The sequence below is a fragment of the Enterococcus dongliensis genome, from assembly GCF_031927985.1.
GTDB classification, from domain to species: Bacteria; Bacillota; Bacilli; order Lactobacillales; family Enterococcaceae; genus Enterococcus_A; species Enterococcus_A dongliensis.
The window spans coordinates 57747-83005 of sequence record NZ_JARPZC010000008.1 but is presented as its reverse complement, the minus strand read 5'-3'; the positions used below and the strand labels follow the sequence as shown (position 1 = coordinate 83005).

Annotated in this window: 28 protein-coding genes and 1 riboswitch; of the genes, 26 read left to right on the top strand and 2 right to left on the bottom strand. The window is 37.9% G+C overall.

Annotated features, from left to right (window positions below; translation table 11 throughout):
• Window positions 1–89: 89 nt before the first annotated feature.
• From P7D84_RS07625 to P7D84_RS07585, 9 genes are all read left to right on the top strand, one after another.
• Window positions 90–1733 (top strand): cell division site-positioning protein MapZ family protein, encoded by a 1644-nt coding sequence (locus P7D84_RS07625; protein WP_311805847.1) that lies wholly within the window; start codon window positions 90–92, stop codon window positions 1731–1733.
• Between the two features lie 162 nt (window positions 1734–1895).
• On the top strand, window positions 1896–2753 hold the full coding sequence (locus tag P7D84_RS07620) for a CvfB family protein (RefSeq protein ID WP_311805845.1): 858 nt from the start codon (window positions 1896–1898) through the stop codon (window positions 2751–2753).
• A gap of 113 nt (window positions 2754–2866) precedes the next feature.
• Window positions 2867–3319, top strand: coding sequence for a ferric iron uptake transcriptional regulator (fur, locus tag P7D84_RS07615; protein WP_137603455.1), 453 nt, complete (start codon window positions 2867–2869; stop codon window positions 3317–3319).
• Window positions 3320–3432: 113 nt separating this feature from the next.
• Window positions 3433–4323 (top strand): site-specific tyrosine recombinase XerD, encoded by an 891-nt coding sequence (xerD, locus tag P7D84_RS07610; protein ID WP_137603454.1) that lies wholly within the window; start codon window positions 3433–3435, stop codon window positions 4321–4323.
• Window positions 4324–4338: 15 nt separating this feature from the next.
• Entirely contained in the window at window positions 4339–4698 is a 360-nt protein-coding gene (locus tag P7D84_RS07605) for a GNAT family N-acetyltransferase (RefSeq protein ID WP_137603453.1), read from the top strand.
• 7 nt (window positions 4699–4705) lie between these two features.
• The gene (locus tag P7D84_RS07600) at window positions 4706–5452 is read left to right on the top strand and encodes a segregation/condensation protein A (protein WP_311805843.1); all 747 of its coding nucleotides are present in this window, start codon (window positions 4706–4708) and stop codon (window positions 5450–5452) included.
• On the top strand, window positions 5449–6030 hold the full coding sequence (gene scpB, locus P7D84_RS07595) for an SMC-Scp complex subunit ScpB (protein ID WP_311805841.1): 582 nt from the start codon (window positions 5449–5451) through the stop codon (window positions 6028–6030). The genes P7D84_RS07600 and scpB overlap by 4 nt, the downstream gene beginning before the upstream one ends.
• Window positions 6030–6746 carry a pseudouridine synthase gene (locus tag P7D84_RS07590; protein WP_137603450.1) on the top strand — a complete coding sequence of 239 codons (717 nt, stop codon included), beginning with the start codon at window positions 6030–6032 and terminating at the stop codon, window positions 6744–6746. Before scpB ends, P7D84_RS07590 begins: the two co-directional genes overlap by 1 nt.
• Window positions 6747–6815: 69 nt before the next feature.
• Window positions 6816–6934: riboswitch (FMN riboswitch) on the top strand.
• A gap of 120 nt (window positions 6935–7054) precedes the next feature.
• Window positions 7055–7651: an ECF transporter S component gene (locus tag P7D84_RS07585; RefSeq protein WP_137603449.1), complete on the top strand. Its 597-nt coding sequence runs from the start codon at window positions 7055–7057 to the stop codon at window positions 7649–7651.
• A 50-nt stretch (window positions 7652–7701) separates the two neighbouring features.
• Here the strand turns inward: P7D84_RS07585 and P7D84_RS07580 are convergent, their stop codons facing one another.
• Entirely contained in the window at window positions 7702–7914 is a 213-nt protein-coding gene (locus P7D84_RS07580; RefSeq protein WP_137603448.1) for a ferredoxin, read from the bottom strand.
• A 28-nt stretch (window positions 7915–7942) separates the two neighbouring features.
• Here P7D84_RS07580 and P7D84_RS07575 point away from each other — a divergent pair, with 28 nt between their 5' ends.
• The 11 genes from P7D84_RS07575 to P7D84_RS07525 all read left to right on the top strand — a co-directional run bounded on the left by P7D84_RS07575 (window position 7943) and on the right by P7D84_RS07525 (window position 19033).
• Window positions 7943–8929: a helix-turn-helix domain-containing protein gene (locus P7D84_RS07575; RefSeq protein WP_311805839.1), complete on the top strand. Its 987-nt coding sequence runs from the start codon at window positions 7943–7945 to the stop codon at window positions 8927–8929.
• Window positions 8920–10314, top strand: coding sequence for a RecQ family ATP-dependent DNA helicase (locus tag P7D84_RS07570; protein ID WP_311805838.1), 1395 nt, complete (start codon window positions 8920–8922; stop codon window positions 10312–10314). The genes P7D84_RS07575 and P7D84_RS07570 overlap by 10 nt, the downstream gene beginning before the upstream one ends.
• A 68-nt stretch (window positions 10315–10382) precedes the next feature.
• On the top strand, window positions 10383–11018 hold the full coding sequence (locus P7D84_RS07565; protein WP_311805836.1) for a LysM peptidoglycan-binding domain-containing protein: 636 nt from the start codon (window positions 10383–10385) through the stop codon (window positions 11016–11018).
• A 60-nt stretch (window positions 11019–11078) separates the two neighbouring features.
• Window positions 11079–11750, top strand: a complete 672-nt coding sequence (gene cmk, locus P7D84_RS07560) for a (d)CMP kinase (protein WP_311805835.1) — start codon at window positions 11079–11081, stop codon at window positions 11748–11750.
• Window positions 11751–11896: 146 nt separating this feature from the next.
• The gene (gene rpsA / locus P7D84_RS07555; protein ID WP_137603443.1) at window positions 11897–13117 is read left to right on the top strand and encodes a 30S ribosomal protein S1; all 1221 of its coding nucleotides are present in this window, start codon (window positions 11897–11899) and stop codon (window positions 13115–13117) included.
• Window positions 13118–13403: 286 nt separating this feature from the next.
• Window positions 13404–14714, top strand: a complete 1311-nt coding sequence (gene der, locus P7D84_RS07550) for a ribosome biogenesis GTPase Der (protein ID WP_137603442.1) — start codon at window positions 13404–13406, stop codon at window positions 14712–14714.
• A 228-nt stretch (window positions 14715–14942) separates the two neighbouring features.
• Window positions 14943–15218, top strand: a complete 276-nt coding sequence (hbs, locus tag P7D84_RS07545) for a non-specific DNA-binding protein Hbs (RefSeq protein ID WP_137603441.1) — start codon at window positions 14943–14945, stop codon at window positions 15216–15218.
• A gap of 176 nt (window positions 15219–15394) precedes the next feature.
• Entirely contained in the window at window positions 15395–16063 is a 669-nt protein-coding gene (locus P7D84_RS07540; protein ID WP_311805833.1) for a hypothetical protein, read from the top strand.
• A gap of 110 nt (window positions 16064–16173) precedes the next feature.
• A complete protein-coding gene (locus P7D84_RS07535) occupies window positions 16174–17226 on the top strand; it encodes a hypothetical protein (protein WP_311805831.1) in 1053 nt (350 codons plus the stop codon).
• Window positions 17227–18474, top strand: a complete 1248-nt coding sequence (locus tag P7D84_RS07530; RefSeq protein WP_137603438.1) for a tetratricopeptide repeat protein — start codon at window positions 17227–17229, stop codon at window positions 18472–18474. It abuts the gene before it with no gap.
• 13 nt (window positions 18475–18487) lie between these two features.
• Window positions 18488–19033 (top strand): YpiB family protein, encoded by a 546-nt coding sequence (locus P7D84_RS07525; protein ID WP_311805829.1) that lies wholly within the window; start codon window positions 18488–18490, stop codon window positions 19031–19033.
• Between the two features lie 44 nt (window positions 19034–19077).
• Here P7D84_RS07525 and P7D84_RS07520 read toward each other — a convergent pair whose 3' ends face one another.
• Complete coding sequence (locus P7D84_RS07520) at window positions 19078–19968, bottom strand: YitT family protein (protein ID WP_137603436.1); 891 nt, start codon at window positions 19966–19968, stop codon at window positions 19078–19080.
• Window positions 19969–20224: 256 nt separating this feature from the next.
• Between P7D84_RS07520 and P7D84_RS07515 the strand changes: the two genes are divergently transcribed.
• The 6 genes from P7D84_RS07515 to P7D84_RS07490 all read left to right on the top strand — a co-directional run bounded on the left by P7D84_RS07515 (window position 20225) and on the right by P7D84_RS07490 (window position 25257).
• Window positions 20225–20575, top strand: a complete 351-nt coding sequence (locus P7D84_RS07515; RefSeq protein WP_137603435.1) for a nucleotide pyrophosphohydrolase — start codon at window positions 20225–20227, stop codon at window positions 20573–20575.
• Window positions 20572–21789 (top strand): CCA tRNA nucleotidyltransferase, encoded by a 1218-nt coding sequence (locus P7D84_RS07510; protein ID WP_311805827.1) that lies wholly within the window; start codon window positions 20572–20574, stop codon window positions 21787–21789. Before P7D84_RS07515 ends, P7D84_RS07510 begins: the two co-directional genes overlap by 4 nt.
• Complete coding sequence (locus tag P7D84_RS07505) at window positions 21786–22163, top strand: thioesterase family protein (RefSeq protein ID WP_311805825.1); 378 nt, start codon at window positions 21786–21788, stop codon at window positions 22161–22163. Before P7D84_RS07510 ends, P7D84_RS07505 begins: the two co-directional genes overlap by 4 nt.
• 57 nt (window positions 22164–22220) lie before the next feature.
• Complete coding sequence (locus P7D84_RS07500) at window positions 22221–22673, top strand: hypothetical protein (RefSeq protein ID WP_137603432.1); 453 nt, start codon at window positions 22221–22223, stop codon at window positions 22671–22673.
• A gap of 176 nt (window positions 22674–22849) precedes the next feature.
• Complete coding sequence (locus tag P7D84_RS07495) at window positions 22850–24724, top strand: ABC-F family ATP-binding cassette domain-containing protein (RefSeq protein ID WP_311805823.1); 1875 nt, start codon at window positions 22850–22852, stop codon at window positions 24722–24724.
• Between the two features lie 38 nt (window positions 24725–24762).
• Entirely contained in the window at window positions 24763–25257 is a 495-nt protein-coding gene (locus P7D84_RS07490) for a dihydrofolate reductase (protein ID WP_311805821.1), read from the top strand.
• Window positions 25258–25259: the final 2 nt, after the last annotated feature.

Sequence of the window (25259 nt, the reverse complement as noted above, 5' to 3'; positions counted from 1 at the left end):
TTTTTAATTAATTCACTTGAAAATTGCTTGGAACATCTTAGAACATATGATAGATTAAAGCATATGATTGAAAAAAGGAGCCGATTTCATTGCAAAAATGCCCTAACTGTGTTTATGAACCAGTCGAAGGATGCACGACTTGTCCGAAGTGTGGCTTTTCATTGCAGTTAACTGATCAATTAAATAATGAAGATGTTACTGATAAAAATGATACGATAGAATGGTCTAAACTGGCAGATATGCCAATTGAATCTGTCCAGCAAATGTTTAAAGATAATGAGGAAAAGATGAAAGAAGAAAAATCAAAGAAAGAAATCGAAGAAACGCCTGAATTGAATCCGATTTTAGCTCAGTATATTCGGGAGCATAAGGAAGGTTTAGAACAACCAGAAGAAGCTGAAGCAATTATGGAACCAACTGAGCCTAAAAGTGATAGTGAGCAGACTGAAAATAAGGTATTGGATAATGAACCTGCTTCTGAGAACGAGTCAAGCGAGAAGCGAAATCTTGAAGAACCTTCTTTAAGTGAAAAAGAACACGCTGCTGAATCCGATATTTCTGAAAAAACAGAGTCAATTGAAAATAAAGCAGCTGTTGAAGCTGAAGAGAGCGAACCAATAATCGAAGACGAAGTACCAGAAGAGTCTAAAGTATCAGAAGAGTCTAATGATGAACGTTCTCTGCCTGAAGAAAATTTTTCAGGAACCCCCCAAAAGAAAAGTCATAAAAAACTTTATATCACCTTAGCTGCAATTGCGGTTTTAGGTGTAGGTGGCGGTTATTATTTTCATGAAAAAGAAGTTGAAGCTCAGCGAATTGAGACTGTTAAAAAAGAAAATAAAGCCCTCGATGCTATTGAGGAAAATTTAGAAAGTTATTACATCGATGATCAGCAAACATTCCTTGCCGCAGATAAAGCAGCATTGAACACAAGTAAAATCGATGAAGAATTGTCACGGTACAAAAATAATAAACGTTACGATGAGTTGAAAAAAGCGTATGATGAATTAGTTGAGAAACAAAAAGCGGAGCATGCTGTCAATCAGTTATTCACTAATGCTGCGATCGATGGCGATAAAATCGTAGAAAAACCATTATTAAAGGTAGCTGCACCAGTTGAATTGACTAGTAATACAGGAGACGAGCCATTTGATCGCTTATTAAATCAAGCGATTGATCAGGCCAAAGGGCAGTATACTAAAATCGAAGCTGCTAAAAAGGCGACTGATAGTTTACTAAAAGATGGCAAAATTAATGATTCAGTGACGCGTGAGCAATACAACACTGCTAATAATGCAGTGAAAGCAGTCGCAAATCAAGCACTGATCCAAACACAAAAAGATGAATTGGTCAAAGTGGACCAATTATTGAAAGATAAAGAGAAAAAAGCAGCTGAAGAAAAGGCGGCAGCTGAAAAAGCAGCAGAAGCACAAAATAAACAGACCATCACCTCGGCAACGGATCAGGTAGGTGACACTAGCAGTGACGCGTATGCTTGGGCACCTGGCGTCAAGGAAAAAGTTATCCAAACCTGTATCTCACGTGGCTACATCGTAGAAGGTGGCTATAGTTTAGAACCGGTCAAAGTGGAGAATGGACAGGGCTATTACAATTTATACGCTACTTCCAATCGTGCTTCTCTGACAAAAGGTTATTCAGATTCAGATTTGCCGATGTATTTAGTTACGATCAACTGTAAAACTGGTTGGTTCAAGGGAAATGGCCCAAATTAAATAAAGACACAGCAGCTGGGAAGAATCGCCTTCCCAGCTTTGCCAATTTCTACGTAAAAAATAGGAGTTCAAGTCAAAAATCTGCTGATATATTTTTGTTTGTCGAAAGTATAGTCAATCAGCACTTAAATAGAAACATCAATAGGAGTTAGGAGAAAAATTATGAATGAATTATTAGGGCAAGTATTTACTGGATTGATCATCGATGAAAATGAAACAATGTATTTGGTCCAAAAAAATGGTGTGACTTTCCGCCTTGCAAAAAAAGAGAATGAAACCCATGAAATCGGTGAATCGGTGGAAGGTTTTGGATATGTGAATCAAAAGAAAGAAGCCATTTTTACAACAGAGATTCCACAAGTACGAATCGGACATTTTGCCTTTGGCGAGGTGACGGATGTTCGGCGTGATTTAGGTGTTTTTGTAAATATCGGTTTGCCTGATAAAGATATGGTTGTTTCATTAGACGAAATGCCTAGCATGAAAGAACTATGGCCGAAAAAAGGGGATCGTTTAATGATCAGCTTACGGGTAGACGAAAAAGATCGGATGTGGGGTGTTTTGGCTGATGAGGCAATTTTCCACTCACTCAGTCGAGCTGGGGATGCCGAGATGCAAAATGAAAATAAAAAAGGGACGATCTATCGATTAAAAGTTGCTGGCTCGTATTTAATCACAGAAGATTTCTATATAGGCTTCGTTCATCCTTCTGAACGTTATAAAGAACCACGATTAGGCGAAGTTGTTGAAGCTCGTGTTATCGGGATCCGTCCAGATGGGGTATTGAATATGTCATTAAAACCTCGTAGTTATGAAATGATCAATGATGATGCGGCAATGATCTTGACGATGTTGCAAAGAAAGGCAGATCACTCATTGCCTTATTGGGATAAGTCAGCTCCAGAAGAGATCAAAGAAGCTTTTGGGATTAGTAAAGGACAATTCAAACGAGCAATTGGTCATTTATTGAAAGAAAAAATGATTGAACAGAAAGAAAATGAAATTCGGTTAAAAAGCTAATTGAGAATATCCTTGCATAAATAAAAGTGATAAACTATAATAATTCTAAGTAAAGCGGTGAAAAACGAACTACTTATTTATAATTATTATAAAATAGATGGAGGAGAGTTCTCTTGAACGCAATCCTAGCCTTACAAAAAACGAAAAAGCAACTTCATGATTCTGGATTCAAGTTGACCCCTCAGCGTGAAGCAACGGTCCTTGTGTTACTGGAAAATGAAAAGGACCATTTATCAGCAGAAGAAATTTATTTTTTAGTCAAGAAAAAAAGCCCTGAGATTGGCTTAGCAACAGTTTATCGAACTTTGGAAATTTTAACTGAACTGCACATTGTCAATAAAATCAGTTTTGACGATGGGTTGGCGCGCTACGATCTACGAAAAGAAGGAGCAGAGCATTTTCATCATCATCTGCTTTGTCTTGAATGCGGCAATATTGAAGAAATTGAAGAAGATCTTTTAGGCGATGTGGAACGAGTAGTAGAGTCGCGTTATCATTTTTTGGTCAAAGATCATCGATTGACTTTTCATGGTATTTGTCAAAATTGCCAAGAGAAGAAGGCATAAAGCTTCTTGAAAAAATTGGATTAAGTTATAATTAATTTATGTAGTCCCTTGTAAAGATACGTGCTATCATATCAAGGGACTTTTTGTTATGATAAAGCGAAAGCGGTGAAAATATGGATGAACAGATAACGGAATATTTGCATTATTTATCGATCGAACGTGGCCTTTCAGAGAATACTCGAATCAGCTATCAAAGAGATTTGGAGCAATACTTGTCATTTTTAACTGAGCAAAAGGTGACTAGTTGGCAAGCTGTCGATCGGTATATTGTTGTGGCCTTTTTGGCTCATTTGACTGAGTCTGGCAAAGCCTCCACAACAATTACGCGAATGATTTCTAGCTTACGTCGTTTCCATCAATTTTTGCGCCAAGAACGCTACACAGATCATGACCCTATGCAACATATCGACAGTCCTAAAAAAGCCCAAAGATTGCCTCAAACACTTTCTTTAGCTGAAGTGGAGCGGCTGATCGCTACGCCTGATACGACTACTGATTTAGGAATTCGCGATCGCGCTATTTTAGAAGTAATGTATGCGACGGGTTTGCGTGTCAGTGAATTGATTGGGTTAAAACTTGGGGACATCCACTTAGAGATGGGATTATTACAAACAGTTGGTAAAGGGGATAAAGAACGAATCGTTCCGCTAGGTGACTATGCGATTCATTGGCTGGAACGTTATTTAGCTGAGGTTCGTCCGTTATTAACTAAAAAAACACCAAATGAACCTTTTCTGTTTGTGAATAATCACGGACATGGCATGAGTCGTCAAGGAATTTGGAAAAATTTGAAACAATATGTTATAAAAGCAGAAATTATGAAAGATGTGACTCCCCACACATTACGTCATAGTTTTGCGACACATCTATTAGAAAATGGGGCGGATTTACGAACGGTACAAGAACTTTTAGGTCATGCGGATATATCTACGACTCAGATTTATACTCATATTACGAAACGGAGAATGACCGAAGTTTATAAAGAATTTTTTCCGCGCGCTTAAGAAGGAGGAAATACGATGCTTACACACTATCGAAAAAATCAGCGAAAAATTGCGATGGGTCTCTTGAGTTTTCATGAAAATTTAAAAGATCAACAACATTTATTAAAAGAAATCGATACCTACGAAGCGGATGAACGGTATCAATTGTATTGTTACTATGATGAAAGTTCCGATAACGTGCAAGGTGTCATTGGTATCAGTCAGTTGGATAATAATGAGCTCATGTTGCATGATATTAGTTTAAATCCTTCTTATCGTGGGGAAGGGATCAGTATGCTGATGATGGAGGAACTACAAGCATTGCATCCTGATCAAAAAATTATCGGTACACCAGCTACATCTGCCTTTTTAGCAAAATGGCAGGAACACAGGTGAGGATGAAATGGAAACAATTAGTTTGAAATTAGACGTTTTTGAAGGGCCGTTGGATCTATTGCTGCACTTGATTCAACAATTGGAGATCGATATTTATGACATTCCTATTGCCGATGTGACCGGACAATATTTGAATTTCATCCATGCGATGAAGACACTAGAGTTAGAAGTCGCAGGTGAATATTTAGTTATGGCCGCAACGTTGATGTCGATCAAAAGCCAAATGCTTTTACCCAAACCTGAACTAGAATTTGATTATGTAGATGATGAAGGAGAAGATCCTCGAGATGCATTGGTTCAACAGCTTTTAGAATATCGAAAATACAAATATGCTGCTTCTGTCTTGTCAGAAAAAGAACAGGAGCGAAGTTTGTTTTATACGAAAGCACCTATGGATCTTTCTGAGTATGAAGAAGAAATTCCCCCGTTGCCGAAAAATCAGTTAAATACAATCGATCTATTTTTGGCGCTTCACGATGTTTTGAAACGAAAACGTCAAGAAGAACCGGTGGAAACAACAATCGTCAATGAATCAATCACAGTAGATCAAAAAGTAACAGAGATCGATCAACGCTTAGCTGGCTTATCTGAAGATGAGGGATTGCCTTTAGAGTCACTTTTGGTGCAGTATACAAAAGATGAATTGATCACGACCTTTATGGCGTTATTAGAATTAATGAAAAAAGGTCGTGCACTGGCGGCTCAAACAGAGACCTATGCGCCAATTTTGATTTACAAAGGAGTCGTTGTATGAATCAGTTCAGTCAAATTGAAGCAATGCTTTTTATCGTAGGTGAAGAAGGACTCGGGCTAGAAGAACTTGCCTTTACATTGGATCGGCCGATACCAGAGATTTATCAAGATATCATTGAATTGAAAAAAAGATATGAAGAAAATGCCTCATCAGCGTTGACTATTTTAGAAGTAGGCAATCATTTTATTTTAAGTACTAAAAAAGAATTTGCCCCATTATTAAAAGAATTTGCTCGTTCTCCTTTAGCTAATCGTCTTAGTCAGGCGGCTTTAGAGACTCTTTCAATCATTGCTTATAAACAGCCAGTAACCCGTTCTGAGATTGATGAGTTGCGAGGAGTCCAGTCAAGTGGCGCTGTCCAAACATTAGTCGCTCGTCAATTGATTGAGGAAAAAGGTCGCGTAGAAGGACCGGGGCGCGCAATATTATATGGGACAAGTACTTATTTTATGGATTATTTTGGGTTGAAGGACATAAATGAATTACCCGATGTTCAAAAAATGGAAGAAGATCTAGCAGATGATGAAGAACCGTTTGATCTGTTCTATGATCGCTTTAAAGAAGAGGATGAACAATAATGGAGAGATTGCAAAAAGTTATCGCCCATGCCGGAATCGCATCACGTCGTAAATCAGAAGAGTATATCACTGGTGGACGGGTCAGAGTAAATGGCGAAGTTGTCAAAGAATTAGGAACAAAAGTTGGCAAGAAAGATCTTGTTGAAGTTGATGGTGTTCCAATTTATCAAGAAGAACCTGTCTATTATTTGTTTTATAAACCACGTGGAGTCATTTCTGCAGTAGCCGATGACAAAAAGCGTAAAGTTGTAACAGACTATTTTACACAAGTGCCAGAGCGAATCTATCCAGTTGGTCGTTTGGATTATGATACTTCAGGTATTTTATTGTTGACTAACGATGGTGATTTTTCACAACGTCTAGCCCATCCGAAACATCAAATTGATAAAGTATATGTAGCAAAAGTAAAAGGCTATGCAGAAAAGAGAATGCTATTGCCATTGACCAAAGGGGTTCGGATCGAAGGAAAGAAAACAGCTCCAGCTCGGTTTGAGATTCTTTCAACTGATAGAAAAGCTGAAACGAGTATTGTTGAATTGACGATCCATGAAGGCCGCAATCATCAAGTTAAAAATATGCTGGCAGCTGTTGGTCTGCCAGTTCAGAAATTGAAACGAGAACGCTATGGTGATTTGACTCTACAAGGGCTGCGTCCTGGGGAATATCGTCGCTTGAACACAAAGGAAATTCACACGTTGTTGAATCAATCAAAATAGCTTGAATCATTTACTTGTTTTTTGAAAGTAAAATTGTTATAGTGTATTTACAGTAAAAAATAATTTAAGGTTCGTCTTCAGGGGCAGGGTGAAAATCCCGACCGGCGGTGATAGTCCGCGAACTGCGAAAGCAGCCGAATCGGTGTAATTCCGATACCGACAGTACAGTCTGGATAAAGAAGATAGGGCTTATTTGAGTAAGATTATATTCAAGTAACTCTATGCTTTTTTCTGAAGCATAGAGTTTTTTTGTGTAAAATCTCGCTTGAATAGTTCGATGAAGATGTTTCCAAAATGGAGGATTTCAGATGAAGAACTTAAGATTACAAAAAATGACAGCAGTAGCAGTGGCCGCAGCAATGGGATTGATTTTACAGTTTATCGCTTTTCCGATTGTTCCAATGTTTCCTTTTCTAAAATTGGACTTTAGTGATATCCCGGTATTGATCAATATGTTTATCTTTGGACCATTGACAGGTGTCGCAACTGCGTTTATTCGATCTTTACTACACTTAACAATGACTGGTTTTTCGGTTGATAATATGATCGGGGATTTTGCCAGTTTCTTTGCATCAACGTTATATACTCTGCCAATCTTTCTATTGTTTAGGAAGAAAAACACGTCAAAACGTGTGTTGGGATTAGGTTTAGGAATTTTAGCAATGACCCTCTTTATGAGTATCGCAAACTATTTTGTGATTACGCCTCTTTACTTGAAAGCATTTGGTCTGACAGCAGGGCAAATGTTGGGCATGGGATTGGGTCGTTATATCTTGGTGGGGATTGTACCGTTTAATCTTCTTAAAGGGATGATCGTCAGTGTTGCTTTCTTAGTGTTACATGCTAAATTATTGCCTTGGTTATCGAAGAAGACAATGGTTTCTCATCACCACTCAATTAATTAACAAAAAATCTCAGACAATCTGTCTGAGATTTTTTTTGTCAAACTATGGTATTATGAGTTTTGATATAAGATAGCATGAGATGGGCAACGTTTAGCAGATTCAATAACTGCGCTTTGTTGATCTTTGGGGATGAATTCATGAGTTGCCTCTGGTTCACCTACAAAAAGAACGATCCCTTCATTAGTATAATCAAAAATTTCTGGCGCAATCGTCTGGCATAAGCCACAAGCGATACAACGTTCAGGAATGATTTCGCATTTCATTTTTTCACCTTCCACAGGAGCGTTTACTATGACTTTATTTATTTTAACGTTATTTCAGACCGGCTACAAGTTAAGAATATCGACCTTGTATCATTTATTGGTCGGCAAAAGAACGAGTTCAGTCTTACTGCATGGTTTTTTTTATGAAAATTTGGCTTACTTGGGCTCACTGCCTAATTTAACTGAAGCTCTTTTTCAAAAAGCCGTGAAAGAATTAGAAGTTAGCCGACTGATTACAGTAGAAGAAGGCTTTGGTGTATTGACACAGCAAGGAAAACTTCGCTTAGCAGAAAATTATTTTGATTTAAGCGGATTAAATAATCTGCGTTATGGTCGAATGCGGGAAAACTCGTGGCAACTGCTTCTTTTTGCACTTCAAGTAGTCAGCCATCTTTCTTTTAAAGAAAAAAACTATGTACCAATCGAAAATCGACCATATTATTTACAACAGGTCAAAAAATGGTTGGCTCAGTCAGGCCCGGAATTAGCAGCAAGGATTCAAGCAGAATTAATTGAGAATTTACAGCAATTACCGTCAGATGTTGCTGATTTTTTAGCAAACCAATTTTCCGGTCATGAGTTTCAAGGCAAAACGGTCTTTCAATTACTACCGGAGAAATGGCAGAAAGAACCATGGAGCATTCTTTATTGGCAACGGGCAATCGATCTTTTTTTGGCCCAGAATCAAAAAGGAGAGTTAGCCAGACTGATTGCAGCATTGGATCAGCAAAATTTCAACCAAAGTATGTTGAAAACACGGGCTCTTTTTTTGTCAGGCAAAACTGTTGATGCCATTTTACAAGAACGTCATTTGAAACAAGGGACCATTAACGATCACTTTATTGAATGGGCGCTGTTAGCTGAAGATTTTCCTTTTGATCGTTTTGAGAAACTCTCTTTTGAAAACTTGGATGAAAATCAAGTTATTCATAAACAATATCAAGAATACGAGGTGCCTTATTTGACTTTTCGTTTGTCACAAATTTATTACTTGAGGAAACGCCAATGGATTTAACACGTGTGTTAAAAGAAAAATTTCATTATGATCAATTTCGTCCAGGTCAGCAAGAAATCATCGAGACATTATTAACAGGAGAATCCGTTTTAGGCATGTTGCCAACAGGAACAGGAAAGTCATTGTGCTATCAACTTCCTGGGTATGTTTTAGAAGGGACCGTGATTATTATTTCTCCGCTGATCTCTTTGATGGAAGATCAAGTAGTACAATTACAGCGTATGGGAGAAAAACGGGCAGTAGCACTAAATAGTCTATTGTCATCATGGGAAAAACAATGGATTTTAAAAGAAGCGCATACGTATAAATTTATTTTCATGAGCCCAGAAATGTTCATCAGTCCCACTGTGCAAGAAGCATTGAAAGTGATTAATATTGCTTTAGTCGTTGTCGATGAGGCTCATTGTATCTCGCAGTGGGGCATTGACTTTCGTCCTGAATATTTGAAAATAGCAGATGAGATCAAAGCTGTGGGAGCATCGCTGGTCTTGGCATTGACGGCCACGGCGACGCCGGAGGTACGAAAAGACATTCAGCAATTGTTATTCAAAAACAAACGAGGTCAAGAATTTGTTTATTCCGTTGATCGTCCGAATATCAGTTATTTTGTTTATCAAGAAAATAAGTTTGAAAAATTGCAAAAATTAATCGAGTCTTTGGCAGGATCTGGAATCATCTATTGTGCAACGAGAAAAACAGTGGAGGAGTTGTATCAAGCATTCAAAGGCCAGCAGGCAATCGCTTATTATCATGGCGGGCTCAATGGACAAGAACGTCGGATGCTGCAACAACAATTTTTAGCCGGTGATTTGCGAATCTTGATTGCCACAAATGCTTTTGGCATGGGGATCAATAAGGAAGATATTCGTTTTGTAATCCATTATGACCTACCAGATTCACCAGAAAATTATTTGCAAGAAGTTGGTCGGGCAGGTCGTGATTGTCAACCCAGTCAAGCAATCTTATTGTATGAGATGGGGGACGAACACATCCATCATTTTTTACAAGAGCAAACCAATCAATCAAAAAAATTATTTGAGATTAAACAAAAGATCAGCGATCTTGTTTTTGAAGACCCGCTGATTAAAAAATGGGAAGAATATTTTCCTAATGAGAGTGCTCGCTTGCTAGATTTATTAAGTCAACGTGGAGCAACCAAAAAAATCCAACTACAAAAGATGCTGGAGTACATCGTTACAAAAGAGTGCCGCCGTCAATTTTTAATTGAGTATTTTGCGGATACATTACCTGAAAAAAATCCAATTTGTTGCGACAATGATGGAGCAAGTTTGATAGTGAAAACAGTGAAACAAAAACAGCTTGATCAACGATTGCCATGGCAAAAAATTATTCAAAGAATTTTTAAAAATAGCAAGAAAGATTAAAAATCGACACCACATTTTTTAGAGCTATGGTATAATACATGGCGATAGCATTTAGGAGGTTAGAGAAATTGAGTAGAAAAGATCGCTATAACGATACGAAGAATGAACCGTGGGATCAACACATTTATGAATCTGATAGCGCAGAAGAAAATTATTCACGCAGCCAATCTCGTCGTAGTGGCGGTGGTAACAAAGGCGGCGGAAATACAAAATTCTTGACGATTCTAGTCGCGTTGTTGTTAGCTCTTATTTTGATTCCAGCTGGTGCGTTTTTCTGGATTACTCGTGGAAACGATAAACCGGCAGCCTCTCCTGAGAGTACAACGCAAGTATCGAAAGTATCTTCAACAGAAAAATCTAGTACCAAAGAAAGCAGTACACAAGAAAGTACAGCTTCAACCGAGTCAGAAGCAGATCAACAAGCAGAGCAACAGGCTCAACAAGCGGCAGCAGAATCTCAAGCAGCTGCAGAGCAACAAGCTCAACAAGCAGCAGCGGCATCTCAAGCAGCCCAAGAACAAACAACACCAAGTTCAAGTTCACAAGCGGATGCTAATGCACAATACGGGACAGTCCAATCTGGTGAAGGCCCCAAACAAATCGCTGCACGTTATGGATTGAGTGTGGATGAATTTTTACAATTAAATGGAATGACTTTGGATAGTTTTTACTTTGATCCAGGTCAGCAAGTACGTGTTAAATAAGTTGAATACTTCGCCGTAATCGATCTCGATTACGGCTTATTTATTGAAAAGAGGCAGAAGATGAAAAATATTTCAATTGCGATCGATGGTCCAGCATCATCAGGAAAAAGTACAGTAGCAAAAATTTTGGCAAGAGACTTTCATTTTATTTACGTTGACACTGGTGCGATGTATCGCGCAGTGACTTTTTTAGCAATCAAACATAACATCGCATTTTCAGATGAATCCGCATTGGCAAATTTAACCAAACGATATCCAATCACCTTTAAACCAGCTGGACAAGGGCAATTAGTGTTTGCAGATGGAGAAGAAATCACTCAAGCCATTCGTCAACCAGATGTAACAGCAGCTGTCTCAGAAGTTTCTGCTCACGGAAATGTCCGAAAAGAATTGGTAAAGGCTCAACGTCAATTGGCCGAAACAGGCGGGATTGTGATGGATGGACGAGACATCGGAACGACCGTATTGCCACAAGCAGAAGTCAAAATTTTTCTAGTAGCCAGCGTGGAAGAACGGGCACAGCGTCGTTATAAAGAAAATCAAGAAAAAGGGATCGAAATGGATTTTGAAGCAATCAAAGAAGCCATTGCTAAACGAGACTATTTAGATTCACATCGAGAGGTATCACCTCTTGTTCAAGCAGCAGATGCCGTATTAGTTGATACAACTGGTATGTCAATCGAACAAGTAGTAATGAAGATCAAAGAGATCATAACGGCAAAAGGGTTTTAAATTTTAGCTAATTCCAATAAATAAAGCGAATTTCTTTCAAATTTTTAGAAAAAAAGAAGAAATCGCTTTATTTTTCATGTGGATTCATCTAAAATAGAAGATGTAGTGTATTTTACGTAGAATTGTTGGTAAGGAGGACAAACGGCATGACAGATTTAGAACAAAATTCGATGGACAATGAGAATGTTTCGATGAAAGCAGCAATGGAAAGTGTGCATGAAGTTCAAGTTGGCGATATTGTTAAAGGTGAGGTACTCGCCTTAGAAGATAAACAAGTTATCGTTGGTATTGAAGGTGCAGGAGTAGAAGGTGTAGTCCCTGCAAAAGAACTTTCAACATTACCTGTTGAAGATATCAATGAAGAAGTCAAGGTTGGCGATATTCTTGATTTAGTCGTTATCTCTTCTATCGGAAAAGACAAAGAAAATGGTAGTTATCTCCTTTCTAAGCGTCGCTTAGATGCAAAAAAAGTTTGGGAAGACATCGAAAAAGAATTCCAAGCTGGAAATATTATTGAAGCACCGGTAACTAGCAGCGTCAAAGGCGGTTTAGTTGTTGATGTAGGTGTACGTGGTTTTGTTCCAGCATCGATGATTGACGATCATTTTGTGGATGATTTTTCAGCTTATACTGGAAAAACATTGAAATTCAAAATTGTTGAAATCGAACCATCTGAAAATCGCTTGATCCTATCGCATAAAGCGGTCGTTGAAGCTGAGAAATCAGAAAAGAAAAAAGAAATCTTAGCTGATCTATATGAAGGTCAAGTTATTAAAGGCCAAGTTGCTCGTTTGACTGACTTTGGTGCCTTTGTTGATCTTGGCGGGATTGATGGCTTGGTTCACGTGTCAGAGATTTCTCACAGTCATGTAGCAAAACCAGCTGACGTATTAAGTGTTGGCGATGAAGTAGAAGTTCAAGTTCTTTCTGTTGATCCAGAAAAAGAACGGATCTCATTATCAATCAAAGCAAATCTACCTGGTCCTTGGACAGATATTGAAGAAAAAGCTGCTCCAGGTTCTGTTTTAGAAGGAACAGTGAAACGTTTGACGAGTTTTGGTGCCTTTGTTGAGATTTTCCCAGGAGTAGAAGGCCTAGTCCATATTTCTCAAATTTCTCATAAACACATTGCAACACCGCATGAAGTTTTACACGAAGGTGACCAAGTACAAGTAAAAGTTTTAGAAGTACATCCTGAAGATCATCGTGTTGCTCTTTCAATTAAAGCTTTAGAAGAAAAACCAGAAGAAGCAAAAGCAGAACCTGTTGAAGAAGAATCTTATGAGTTGCCAGAAGAAAATACTGGATTTACTATGGGAGACATTTTAGGAGACGCTTTGAAAGACGATTCAGAGAATCAAGAATAGTTTTTATTGAGCACACCAGGTTGTTGGTGTGTTCTTTTTATTAATTTAATAAATGAAAAGTGCTCCTTCTCTTGCAAGAAGGAGCTTTCTTAGTTAAACTAAAGAGAATTTGAAAAAGAGTATGCTGACTGAAGCTGGCTAATTCATTTATAATGAGAAGAAAAAGTCATCTGAATGAGTAAATGTGTTTAGTCAGACAACGGGAATACACTAAGAAAATCAAATTTATTCTTTCTGTTTAGAAAAATAAATATATTAATGTTAATTAATAGGAACGAGGTAAGTTATGTCAAATCCTACAATTGCAATCGTTGGCCGTCCAAACGTAGGCAAGTCAACATTGTTTAATCGGATCGCCGGTGAACGGATTTCAATCGTCGAAGATACGCCCGGCGTTACTCGCGACCGAATCTATGCTAAAGGTGAATGGTTAGATCATGAGTTTTCGATCATCGATACTGGTGGAATCGATATTGGCGATGAACCATTCATGGAACAAATCAAGCAACAAGCACAAATCGCTATTGATGAAGCAGATGTCATCTTACTTGTCGCAAGTGGTAAAGAGGGTGTCACTGATGCAGATGAAGCGGTCGCTAAAATTTTATATCGTAGTAAAAAGCCCGTCATCTTGATGGTAAATAAAGTAGACAATCCTGAAATGCGTAATGATATTTATGAATTTTATTCTCTAGGATTGGGCGAACCTTATCCTGTCTCAGGAAGTCACGGACTTGGTTTAGGCGATGTGTTAGATGAAGCGGTGAAACACTTCCCTATCGATAATGAGGACGAAGAAGACGAATCTATCAAATTCAGTTTGATCGGTCGACCAAATGTTGGGAAATCTTCTTTGATTAATGCAATTTTAGGCGAAGATCGTGTGATTGTTTCAGATATCGAAGGAACTACGCGTGATGCTGTCGATACAAGTTTCGTCGGGGAAAATGGTCAAGAATTTACGATGATTGATACGGCTGGAATGCGAAAACGTGGGAAAGTATATGAAAATACGGAAAAATACTCTGTTATGCGTGCAATGCGGGCTATCGACCGTTCAGATGTCGTTTTAGTCGTTTTAAATGGAGAAGAAGGAATTCGTGAACAAGACAAGCGGATTGCAGGCTATGCGCATGAGGCTGGTCGTGGTGTCATCATCGTTGTAAACAAATGGGATCTAGTAAAAAAAGATACTCATACTATGAAAAAATTTGAACAAGAGATTCGTGAAGAATTTGCATATCTAGACTATGCACCGATTGTTTTTGTTTCAGCAATGACGAAACAACGATTAAACAAAATCCCAACAATGATCGAAGAAGTCAGCATGAATCAAAATCTACGTATCCCATCTTCTGTCTTAAATGATATTATTATGGATGCTGTAGCAATCAATCCGACGCCAACAGATAAAGGCAAGCGCTTGAAGATCTTCTATGCGACACAAGTTGCTGTGAAGCCGCCGACTTTTGTAGTGTTCGTCAATGAAGAAGAGCTGATGCATTTTTCATACGCCCGCTTTTTAGAAAATCAAATTCGAAAGGCTTTTGAATTTGAAGGAACGCCGATAAAAATAATTCCTCGAAGAAGAAAATAGGACATTTTATCATACTTTTATTTTAGTGACAACAGATTTCTCTGAATGATCAAACAAGCATGAATTTTGTGTCATTAATCGCTAAAAACCTTGCTAACATAAGGTTCTTATGCTATCGTTATAACAGAATATTGACCAAATCAATATTTATTTACTGGTAGCTGGACCACTCAGTTATCGGTTGATGTTTAGACTTCAATACTCATTTCTCAGGAGGTGAATTCATTCATGGCAAACAAAGCAGAATTAATCGAAAAAGTTGCAGCAGCTACTGACTTAACTAAGAAAGACGCTACCGCTGCTGTCGATGCTGTATTTTCATCTATCCAAGAAGCATTAGCTGAAGGTGAGAAAGTTCAGTTGATCGGCTTCGGTAACTTTGAAGTTCGTGAACGTGCGGCCCGCAAAGGACGTAACCCACAAACTGGTGAAGAAATCGAAATCCCAGCAAGCAAAGTACCTGCATTCAAACCAGGGAAAGCGCTAAAAGATGCAGTGAAATAAAAAAACTGCTGAAACCGTTGTAGCTTATAGGCTGCAACGGTTTTTTTGTCTACCATCACTTTTTGAATAAATATTTTGTTATTTTATTTGATTGATCAGCTAATGATTTACGTCAGGTCTTTCATAGGATAAAATAAATTAAAAGACTTACTGAAAAAAGAAAAGAAGGTGTGACGATGTCAAAAGAGAAATTATTTTATGTGGAAAAAAATGATTCTTGGCATTCATATGAATTTCTTGCCCAAAGACAAAAGGATCCGAAGTGGCGACAAGCTTTTTTAGAAGCACAAGAATTATTAGAGCAGCAAGATAAACAAAGAAAACGACGCAATTTTATTTTATTAATAGTCGCGGTACCAGTAATTTTGATTGCGGTCTTAGTAGGATTGTATTTTTATGGTTCATCTGATGAGGAAATGATTCCAAAACGTCAAATTAGTCTAAACGATTCGACTGTTGCCTCAACTGAAACCGCTGAAACGACAGAAATAACAGAGACAACAAGTATCGGTCAAGTATTAACGACACCTTGGGGTGAACAGGTCACTGTATTGCGGGTTTTATCTAATGGTGAACGGGTTATTAGAGAAGGTGCTTCACAATCTGATTTGAATAATGACGGACTTTTGACTTTTGAAGAACTTTCTCAAGTAGAAGAAACAGCAAATCAGAACAATCAGCAATACGAACAAGCGAATAATCAACCGATGCAGCCAACACAATCTCAGCAAACGCCACAACAGGGACAAAATGAACCAAATCAACCAAACGTCCAACCAAGTCAAACCAATGAACAGGGAATTGTAGAAGAAACACCGAGTCAAAGTCAACCTAACACACCATAAAAATTTCTTTTTGATTTTTTAGAATTGAAGCATTAAAAGTTGCCTCTTGTACATTTGTTGCAGGAGGTTTTTTTGTAGTATAAAATAAAGAAAACAAGGTGGTGAGCAAGATGGAGGTCACGTATCAGAACAATCAAGCTAGGACACGGATTATTTACGGGGAAACAGTCGCATCAATGTTGCGCAAAAAAAATTTAGAGAACAAACAGATTCTTTTTTGCGGCAATCAACGTTATTATGATCTGTATGCGGAAAAACTCCGTCAATTTGTTCCAAAAACAAGTTCTCATGACTGGTTCATTATACCTAATAATCGTTACTGTAATACGATGGTCAACTTTCAAGAACTGATCTATTTTCTTGATCGTTTCAGTCGGCAAAAAGAGACACTTTTTTTGGGAATCGGTAATGAGGGTGTGATTGAACTTTTAGGTTTTGTTTACCACGTAACGACTTTTCAAGCAGAATTGTGTTTTTTACCTGTGTCACTACGTTCTTTTGCGCAAAGTCTGTCTTTTGTTGATCAGATTGTTTCTGATAAAAACTTGATGACAGTGATGGAAATTCAAGAAGCGCCTCAGAGTATCTTATTTGATCATACGTTGGCAGATCAACAGACGACAGGAAAGATGGTCGATCTTTTGACTTTGATTCGTTGTGGTGTCGTGAGTGATTATTCTTTTCTGCAAAGTTTGTATCGAAATTTTCCTACACGTGAAGCACTCTTACAGCATTCTTTCTCTGCTTTTAGTCAGACTTTGATTGACTATTATCAATCAGATAGTGAACAATTGCGGGAATTTGGCAAAGTCTTTGAGAAAGCTTTTTTTCAGACAGAAAAAGGATCGCTACTTTCAAATAGTATGAAGACGATGTTCGGTTTGTTGTTTGAATTAGGATGGAATGTTACTACAAGCAATCTTCATTTCAATTTTAAAAATTTTATGATATGGTTGGTGCGATTAGGTTTTCCAATCGTTGTTCCAAAAGGAATCTCACTGGCAGATTATGGTCAGCAAGTGATCGCTTTGGCACGTGAAGAGCCACTTTTAGGATTGGAACAAATCGGAAGAATCGGTACCAAGAAAATACCGACTCAAAAAGAATTGCTTCGAACTTTTGAAGCGTATCAAAAAATCGTAACAGAGATCAGGGGAGAATAGATGGCAAGTTATAGTGAAAAAATGCTCACAGCATTAAAAGAGGAAGATCTAACAAAAGCAAATCAATTGTTTGAAGAGGCGTTAAAAAAAGACGAACCCGAAATCCTTGCAAGTTTTGCCGAAGAATTACAAGGATTGGGTTTTTTAGAGGAAGCTAAACAAGTATTGGAAAAACTTTCAGCAGATTTTCCGACAGAAGATGTTTTTTATCTGCCCTTGGCAGAAATCGCCATTGAAAATGATGATATTGATGGTGCCTTTGATTATTTAGAAAAGATTGCTCCCGAAAGTGAGAATTATTTAGAAAGTTTATTAGTAACTGCTGATTTGTACCAAGTATTAGGCATTCCTGAAGTCAGTGAAGCAAAATTATTACAGGCTAAAACAATCGCACCTGAAGAACCATTGATTACCTTTGCATTGGCAGAGTTACATTTTTCTGCCAATCAATTAGGTGAGGCAATCAATGAGTATGGTCAACTTCAGAAACAAGGAATCCAAGAGTTGGCAAATATCTCAATTGATGAACGGATTGGTTCAGCTTACAGTATGATGGGCGGACTTGAAGAAGCCATTCCTTTTTTAGAACGAGCATTAGAAACAGAACGTACTTCTGATCGATTGTTCCAATTAGGTTTTACTTATTATCAGTTAAAAGACTATCAAAAAGCGATTAATTATTTACAAGAATTAATCACACTTGATCCGCAATATCAAAGCGGGTATTACTACCTTGCCGACAGTTTGAAAGAAGAAGAATTGTTAGAAGAAGCATTGCTAGCAGCAGAAGAGGGAATTAAAGAAAATCCGTATCAAGTAGAATTGTTGCATCTGGCTTCTGAAATCGCCTATCGTCTGCGAGACAGCAAAAAAGCGGAAGAATTATTATTACAGGCATTGGAAAGCGGCGAAAAAACAGATGAGACGCTATTGACGCTAAGCAACCTTTATTTGAATGAAGCTCAGCCTGATAAAGCAGTTGAAATGATCAATCAAATGGATGAAACAGACAATCCTTACGCTGAATGGAATTTAGCACAAGCCTATAATGAATTAGAGGATTTTGATGTTGCACGGACCCATTATCAACAAGCCTATGAAGAGTTGGCACACGAACCAGATTTCTTGAAAGCTTATGGGATTTTCTTGCGTGAAGATGGACAAATAGCTGCAGCTAAAACTGTTCTGACCAATTATTTACAATTAGAACCGGGAGATTTAGAGGTGCAATCATTACTAGAAGAGTAGAGAGGTGAAGAAAATGATCGATGTAGGTGAGAAACGAGAATTTCTTGTCTGGTTAATCAATAATGTGAGTTTTCAACGGCGAGAAGTGATTTGGATTTTAAATTATTTAATCAATCATGAGGCGATCCTTAGAAATGTCCATATCGTAGAACAAGCTTTGAAGACAGAACGAGGCTTGGCATTACGGGATATCTCACAAAAAGAAGAACCAATGATGTTTTCAATCGAAGGGCATCAATTTACAAATAGTGATCAAATTTTTCATGAGATCCGTCTACATTGGCAACAGCCGCTGTATTTGGAATGTAGTTTTCCCAATTCTTGGCAAAATCCTCAGTATTTATCGGTACTTGAGGACAATCCAGCCTTGTCATGGAATGATAATGTCAGTGAAGAAATCGTCTCAGAAGTCGAAAATTTTTTGAAATCTCAAGAACAAGAAGCACAAGTTGAACTATTGAAAAAACAGATAGACTTAGCACTAGAAGCCGGCGACAAGGAAGCTTTTTTAGAGTTATCAGATGAATTGAATCGCTTGAAATTAACAGTTCAAAAATAAAACATGACCTCAACACGTTTTTACCTGTGTTGAGGTCATGTTTTTTAAGTGCTTCTTTTTAGCGTGAATCTCCGACGTTGTGGCTTTAAATAAGTAAAGCCTTCGCCTTCAACATCGTGAACATTGCTGATTAAGATGAAGGCTTTTTCATCAACTGTATGCACGAGTTTTTTAACTTCATTGATCTCTTGTTGAGAGACTACGATATAGACAATCCGTTTTACTTCTGAAGAAAAACCGCCTTCTCCATGGAGATAAGTCACACCGCGTTCCAAATGACTCATCAATAATTCTGCAATCACATTGCTCTCGTTGGAAATAATCATAACACCTTTTGCTGCGTAGCCGCCTGAAGAAAGCATATCTACAACTTTACTGAAAACAAAAGATACGATTAAGGTGTACATCATTCGTTTCAAATCTAAATACGTCAAAGAACATAATAAAACGATGATATCAAAAACCAATAATGATTTTCCCATTGTAAAACCAAATTTTTGTTCAAGGATTCGCGCAATAACATCCGCTCCACCGGTCGTTCCACCATTTCGATAAACCAAACCACTACCAAATCCCGCAAATAATCCTGCTAAGATAGACACGATAAATAGATCATGATCCAAATTGATTTGTAATGGAATCCTTTGCCAAATCCATAGAAAGACAGATAAGCAAACGGTTCCTAAAATCGTATAATAAAAAGACCGTTTGCCTAGGATTTTCCCACCAATCAAAATCAAGGGAATATTAATCAGCAAGGTCGTATACGCTGGATCGATGCCTAATAAGGCTCGAATAATCAAAGTGATACCAGTAACGCCGCCTTCTGCCAGATCGTTTGCGATGTTTAAATAAACTAACCCAAAGGCATAAATCGCTGTACCGATTACAATAAACAAAATTTCTTTAACCCGCATAGTCATAGTTGTTTCCATATGACACCTCCTAAATAAATTGAATAGATGTTTCGATGAGAACTAACCGATAATCATTAAGCAAAAAATGAGGGCCAGCAACAAAAAACTACGGCAGATTTTATGTTAAAGTCAAAAATAAAGCCCGTAAACAAGTACTTAGTGATCGGTTTTCTCGAAATTGGTCCTCAACCAACATAGCATGAAATTCAGATAGTTACAACAACATGATAGGAAACAAATCTGTTTTTTGATAAGATAGATTTGAGGTGGTTTAATGAATGAAAAGACAATGAGAATCATGCAACAAGAAGTTGATGATTATATCCAACAATTTAAAACAGGTTATTTTTCCCCACTAGGACAAATGGCTCGTTTAACCGAAGAAGTTGGCGAGTTGGCTCGAGAAGTCAATCATCATTACGGGGAAAAATTGAAGAAACCATCAGAAAAACCAAAGACGGTGGAAGAAGAGTTAGGCGATGTCTTAGTTGTGACACTTATTATGGCAAACTCTCTTGGCATCGATTTGACGGAAGTTTTTAATCGAAATATGGAGAAATTCAATCGCCGTGATCGTTTTCGTTTTGAACGAAAAGACGGCTTGACAGAAGGTGAGAATGAATGAAATTAGATGCTTTTCCTTTAGAATTTCAAGGAGCAATGCCGATTTTACGAAAATTACAGAGTAAGAACTATGAGGCCTACTATGTGGGAGGCAGTGTACGCGACATTTTATTAAATAAACCCATCCATGATGTGGATATTGCAACAAGTGCCTTTCCGGCTGAAGTAAAAGAATTGTTTCATCGTACGATTGATGTAGGAATCGATCATGGGACTGTAATGGTAATCACCAAAGAGGCAACCTATGAAGTGACCACATTTCGTACAGAATCTACCTATCAAGATTATCGACGACCGGATCATGTGGAATTTGTTCGCTCATTAAAAGAAGATTTGAAGCGACGTGACTTTACCATCAATGCATTGGCTGTGGGGATTGATGGAACAGTGATTGATCTTTTTGACGGGTTAGCGGATTTACGCAATAAAGTCTTGCGAGCAGTTGGCGATCCATATGAACGTTTCCATGAGGATGCATTACGGATGATGCGTGCATTGCGCTTTGTTAGCCAATTAGGCTTCACCTTAGAACCAGATACGTTTGAAGCGATTCAAGAATATCATTCGTTACTAGCGAAAATTTCTGTCGAACGGATCAATGTAGAATTTGTCAAATTGATGATGGGTTCTTCTCGAGAAGCTGGCTTGCATTCACTTGTAGAATCAGAGTGTTACATTTATTGTCCAGGATTACGTGAATATGGTGAAGCTTTATTAAATTTTGCAGAACTTCGTGGTCCTGCAATTCCGACAGAGCGGCAAGCTTGGACATTGTTAATGATGATGCTTGATTTAAGCAGCGCAGATATTCGTCATTTCATGAAAGACTGGAAATGTTCGAACCAACTGATTCGAGAAGTTACTCAGATGGTTCCTGCTTTACAGCTTCGTTTGAAACAAGGATGGGACAGCTGGACATTGTACCAATTGGGACGAGAATTAGCACTTTCTGTAGAATATCTTTTATATTATTTTGAACAAGAACCCAATCTAGAAAAAGTCCGTCTATTGTATCAATTTTTGCCAATCTATTCATTAAAAGACCTTGCTGTAAAAGGCAATGAAGTGATGGAACATTTTGATTATCCTCGGGGACCTTGGATCAGTACGACATTGAATGCTTTAGAACGAGCAGTAGTAGCTGGTGAATTGGCTAATCATAAAGAGGAATTGTTCCGTTTTGCTGAAGACTTTTTAAAAAAGGAGCAACCATGAAAAAATTGAGAAAAGAATATCAAGTACAACAGGAGCAAACAGCGCTCGCAATGGGCTCAGGTGACTTAAAAGTGCTAGCGACTCCTGCATTAGTTGCGATGATGGAAAACTGTGCAAAAAGTCTTTTAGTTTCTGAACTTTCTGTTGCACAAACAAGCGTTGGTGTTAAAATGAATATAAATCATTTAGCGCCAACAGCTGTGGGTGCAGTAGTAGCTGTTGAAGCAGAGTTGCTTGAAGTAAAGAGAACCAGCTATTCTTTTTCCATTCAGGCCTTTGTCGGTGAGCAAATGATTGGTAATGGAACACATCAAAGAGTAATCGTTGAAACAGCGGCATTTTTAGAAAAAATGACAGAAAAGCACAACATGTGACCGTTTACTCGAGGTGTGCTAAACTTATTTTTAGATTAGTAGTGAGGAGAATGCAAAATGGCAAGAGAAATGACAGCGCTAAAATTATATTTTAGAAATGGCGAAACATGGACGATTGATCGTCGATACATTGGTGATTTGTGGATCAAACAAATTACGACTAGTTTTGGAAGAATCCATGGAAGCGAATTCGTAGAAATTCATCCATGTGCAGGCTTCAAGATTGAAATTTATCAAGAAGGCGATCATGTCCAAACAGCAGATATTAACTTAGGCGGTTTAGAAATGGGTATGTTTGAACGAGCACGTAAGTTTGAAGATATTGAACGGATGGAAATCATTTATCGCTCTGGTCATCCTGATTCTGTGTATTTCCCTTATAAAGATAAAGATAATGAAGGTTTGGACAATGTTTACCAATCAACAAAAGTCTCTGAAAAAACAAAAAGTTTGTATATTGTAATCGACCCAACTAAAACAGTTGACGAAGTTTATGGCGATCAATTTTAAGACTAACTAGACAAGTGACCGATTCGGCTGCTTGTCTTTTTTATGGAGTCTGTGTGGGTTGAATGAAGAACTGAACAAGCGTGATGAGGGAGATAAAAAATTAGTCGTAAAGGAAAAATTTCTTTTACGGCTTTTTTTTGTTACAATGACAAAGAGAAATTTGAGGATGGTTCGAGATGAAAGAATTGAAAGTAACAGAGTTGTATAAAACATTCGGTGATAAAACATTATTTGATCGTATTTCTTTTTTGATTCATGAAAAGGATCGAATTGGTCTGATTGGAGTAAACGGAACAGGGAAATCTAGCTTATTGTCAATCTTAGCAGGAAAAGACAGTGGTGACGGTGACATTTCTGCGATAGAAAAAGCTAGTGACTATCGTATTGGTTATTTGGCACAAGAACAAAATTTTGCTGAGGGAACCCTAGTTTTAGATGCCGTGTTCCAAGGAAACAATCCGTTAATGCAGACAGTTCGCAACTATGAAAAAGCATTGTTGGAATTATCAAATGAAAACAATGGAGAGAATCAACAGAGATTTACGTTGGCAGAAGAAGCGATGAATAAGCAAGAAGCTTGGACTGCAGATAGTGAAGCAAAAGCAATCTTAAATAAGTTAGGGATTACGACATTAGACAAAACAATTGGTGAGCTTTCCGGTGGACAGGTCAAACGAGTAGCATTGGCTCAAGTATTGATCGATGCGCCGGATCTCTTATTGCTAGATGAGCCAACAAACCACTTGGATTATGATGCGATTCAATGGTTAGAAAATTATTTGAAAAATTATTCGGGATCACTTTTGATGGTCACCCATGATCGCTACTTCTTAGATCGAGTGACCAATCGGATTTTTGAACTTTCTTTTGGAAATTTATATGAATACCAAGGAAATTATGAAGTGTATCTAGTAGAAAAAGCTGAAAGAGATCGAATCGCTTCTGAACAAGAAGGAAAACGGAAACAATTATACAAGCAAGAACTTGCTTGGATGCGAGCTGGTGCAAAGGCCCGGACCACAAAACAACAAGCTCGGATCAATCGCTTTGAAGATTTAAAGGAAAATCTCCATCAAGTCAAGACCGATGAGCAGCTTGAAGTGTCTATCGCAACGACTCGTCTAGGGAAAAAAGTTTTGGAACTAAAACAGGCCTCTTATACAGTGGGAGACAAAGTAATCTTAGACCACTTTGATTTGTTGGTACAAACCAAAGAGCGTTTAGGTATCACTGGTAAAAATGGTGCAGGAAAATCAACCTTGCTGAATATTTTAGCTAGTCGTTTACCATTAGACAGTGGCATAATCGAAATCGGTGAAACCGTTCGTTTAGCGTATTACACGCAACAAAATGAAACATTAGATCCTAACAAACGGATGATTGCCTATTTGCAAGAGGCTGCTGAAGAAGTAAAACAACAAGATGGGTCACAAATTAGTCTGGCAGAAATACTAGAACGTTTTTTGTTCCCTCGTTTTATGCACGGAACATTGATCGGTAAATTATCTGGTGGAGAAAAAAGAAGACTGTATTTATTGAAACTATTGATCCAACAGCCAAATGTTTTGTTATTAGACGAACCGACGAACGATCTAGATATAGCCACATTAACGGTTTTAGAAGACTATCTGCAAGAGTTTTCGGGAGCTGTAATTACAGTTTCTCATGATCGTTATTTCTTAGATAAAGTAGCCGAGAAATTATTGATTTTTGAAGGTAATGGTGTAATCACCTCTTATTTTGGTTCAATCATTGACTACTTAGAACAGCAAACGCCTGTAAAAGAAGAAAAAATTGTAAAAGTAAAACCACAGGCAAAAGAACGAAAGAAAAAACTTTCTTACAAAGAACAAAAAGAGTGGGAAACGATTGAAGATGACATCGCACTATTGGAAAGTACGATCGATGAGCTGACAGAAGCCATGAATCATCAAGGGGATGATTTTACAAAATTACAAGATTTACAAAAAGAAATCGATCAGACAGAACAGGCGTTGGAAGAAAAAATGACGCGTTGGGAATATCTGAGTGAAATTATGGAAGATCAATAATTCTGTATGAAAAGAAGGACATTATAAGGAGGCGCTGCATGCTTATTGCGATTTGGGCACAAGATGAAAATGGATTGATTGGTAAAAACAACCATCTGCCTTGGCATTTACCTAATGATTTGCAGTTTTTTAAAGAAAAAACAAGCAACCACACATTAGTGATGGGCAGAAAAACATTTGAAGGGATGGGGGGACGCCCATTGCCGAATCGTCAAACAATCGTATTGACCCGAGACAAAGATTATCAAGCAAAAAATGTTTTGGTAATGCATACAGTAGAGGACGTACTTGCATATGATCAAGCAAATGAAGGTGAGACATTCATTGCTGGCGGTTCGGCAATCTATACTGAATTCTTGCCTTATTGTGAAAAAATCTATCGAACATTTATTGCAGATAGTTTTGAAGGGGATGCTTATTTTCCCGCGTTAGCTTGGGATGAATGGCAGTTAACCGCACGTGAAGCGGGGAAAAAAAATGAAAAGAATCCTTATCCTTATTATTTTGAGACCTACACAAGAATCGATGCTTAACG

Coding starts and splice junctions, on each gene's coding strand:
- P7D84_RS07620 (WP_311805845.1), top strand. CDS start 1,896: ATGAATGAATTATTAGGGCAAGTATTTACTGGATTGATCATCGATGAA.
- xerD (WP_137603454.1), top strand. CDS start 3,433: ATGGATGAACAGATAACGGAATATTTGCATTATTTATCGATCGAACGT.
- P7D84_RS07605 (WP_137603453.1), top strand. CDS start 4,339: ATGCTTACACACTATCGAAAAAATCAGCGAAAAATTGCGATGGGTCTC.
- P7D84_RS07600 (WP_311805843.1), top strand. CDS start 4,706: ATGGAAACAATTAGTTTGAAATTAGACGTTTTTGAAGGGCCGTTGGAT.
- scpB (WP_311805841.1), top strand. CDS start 5,449: ATGAATCAGTTCAGTCAAATTGAAGCAATGCTTTTTATCGTAGGTGAA.
- P7D84_RS07590 (WP_137603450.1), top strand. CDS start 6,030: ATGGAGAGATTGCAAAAAGTTATCGCCCATGCCGGAATCGCATCACGT.
- P7D84_RS07585 (WP_137603449.1), top strand. CDS start 7,055: ATGAAGAACTTAAGATTACAAAAAATGACAGCAGTAGCAGTGGCCGCA.
- P7D84_RS07580 (WP_137603448.1), bottom strand. CDS start 7,914: ATGAAATGCGAAATCATTCCTGAACGTTGTATCGCTTGTGGCTTATGC.
- P7D84_RS07575 (WP_311805839.1), top strand. CDS start 7,943: ATGACTTTATTTATTTTAACGTTATTTCAGACCGGCTACAAGTTAAGA.
- P7D84_RS07570 (WP_311805838.1), top strand. CDS start 8,920: ATGGATTTAACACGTGTGTTAAAAGAAAAATTTCATTATGATCAATTT.
- cmk (WP_311805835.1), top strand. CDS start 11,079: ATGAAAAATATTTCAATTGCGATCGATGGTCCAGCATCATCAGGAAAA.
- rpsA (WP_137603443.1), top strand. CDS start 11,897: ATGACAGATTTAGAACAAAATTCGATGGACAATGAGAATGTTTCGATG.
- der (WP_137603442.1), top strand. CDS start 13,404: ATGTCAAATCCTACAATTGCAATCGTTGGCCGTCCAAACGTAGGCAAG.
- hbs (WP_137603441.1), top strand. CDS start 14,943: ATGGCAAACAAAGCAGAATTAATCGAAAAAGTTGCAGCAGCTACTGAC.
- P7D84_RS07540 (WP_311805833.1), top strand. CDS start 15,395: ATGTCAAAAGAGAAATTATTTTATGTGGAAAAAAATGATTCTTGGCAT.
- P7D84_RS07535 (WP_311805831.1), top strand. CDS start 16,174: ATGGAGGTCACGTATCAGAACAATCAAGCTAGGACACGGATTATTTAC.
- P7D84_RS07530 (WP_137603438.1), top strand. CDS start 17,227: ATGGCAAGTTATAGTGAAAAAATGCTCACAGCATTAAAAGAGGAAGAT.
- P7D84_RS07525 (WP_311805829.1), top strand. CDS start 18,488: ATGATCGATGTAGGTGAGAAACGAGAATTTCTTGTCTGGTTAATCAAT.
- P7D84_RS07520 (WP_137603436.1), bottom strand. CDS start 19,968: ATGGAAACAACTATGACTATGCGGGTTAAAGAAATTTTGTTTATTGTA.
- P7D84_RS07515 (WP_137603435.1), top strand. CDS start 20,225: ATGAATGAAAAGACAATGAGAATCATGCAACAAGAAGTTGATGATTAT.
- P7D84_RS07510 (WP_311805827.1), top strand. CDS start 20,572: ATGAAATTAGATGCTTTTCCTTTAGAATTTCAAGGAGCAATGCCGATT.
- P7D84_RS07505 (WP_311805825.1), top strand. CDS start 21,786: ATGAAAAAATTGAGAAAAGAATATCAAGTACAACAGGAGCAAACAGCG.
- P7D84_RS07500 (WP_137603432.1), top strand. CDS start 22,221: ATGGCAAGAGAAATGACAGCGCTAAAATTATATTTTAGAAATGGCGAA.
- P7D84_RS07495 (WP_311805823.1), top strand. CDS start 22,850: ATGAAAGAATTGAAAGTAACAGAGTTGTATAAAACATTCGGTGATAAA.
- P7D84_RS07490 (WP_311805821.1), top strand. CDS start 24,763: ATGCTTATTGCGATTTGGGCACAAGATGAAAATGGATTGATTGGTAAA.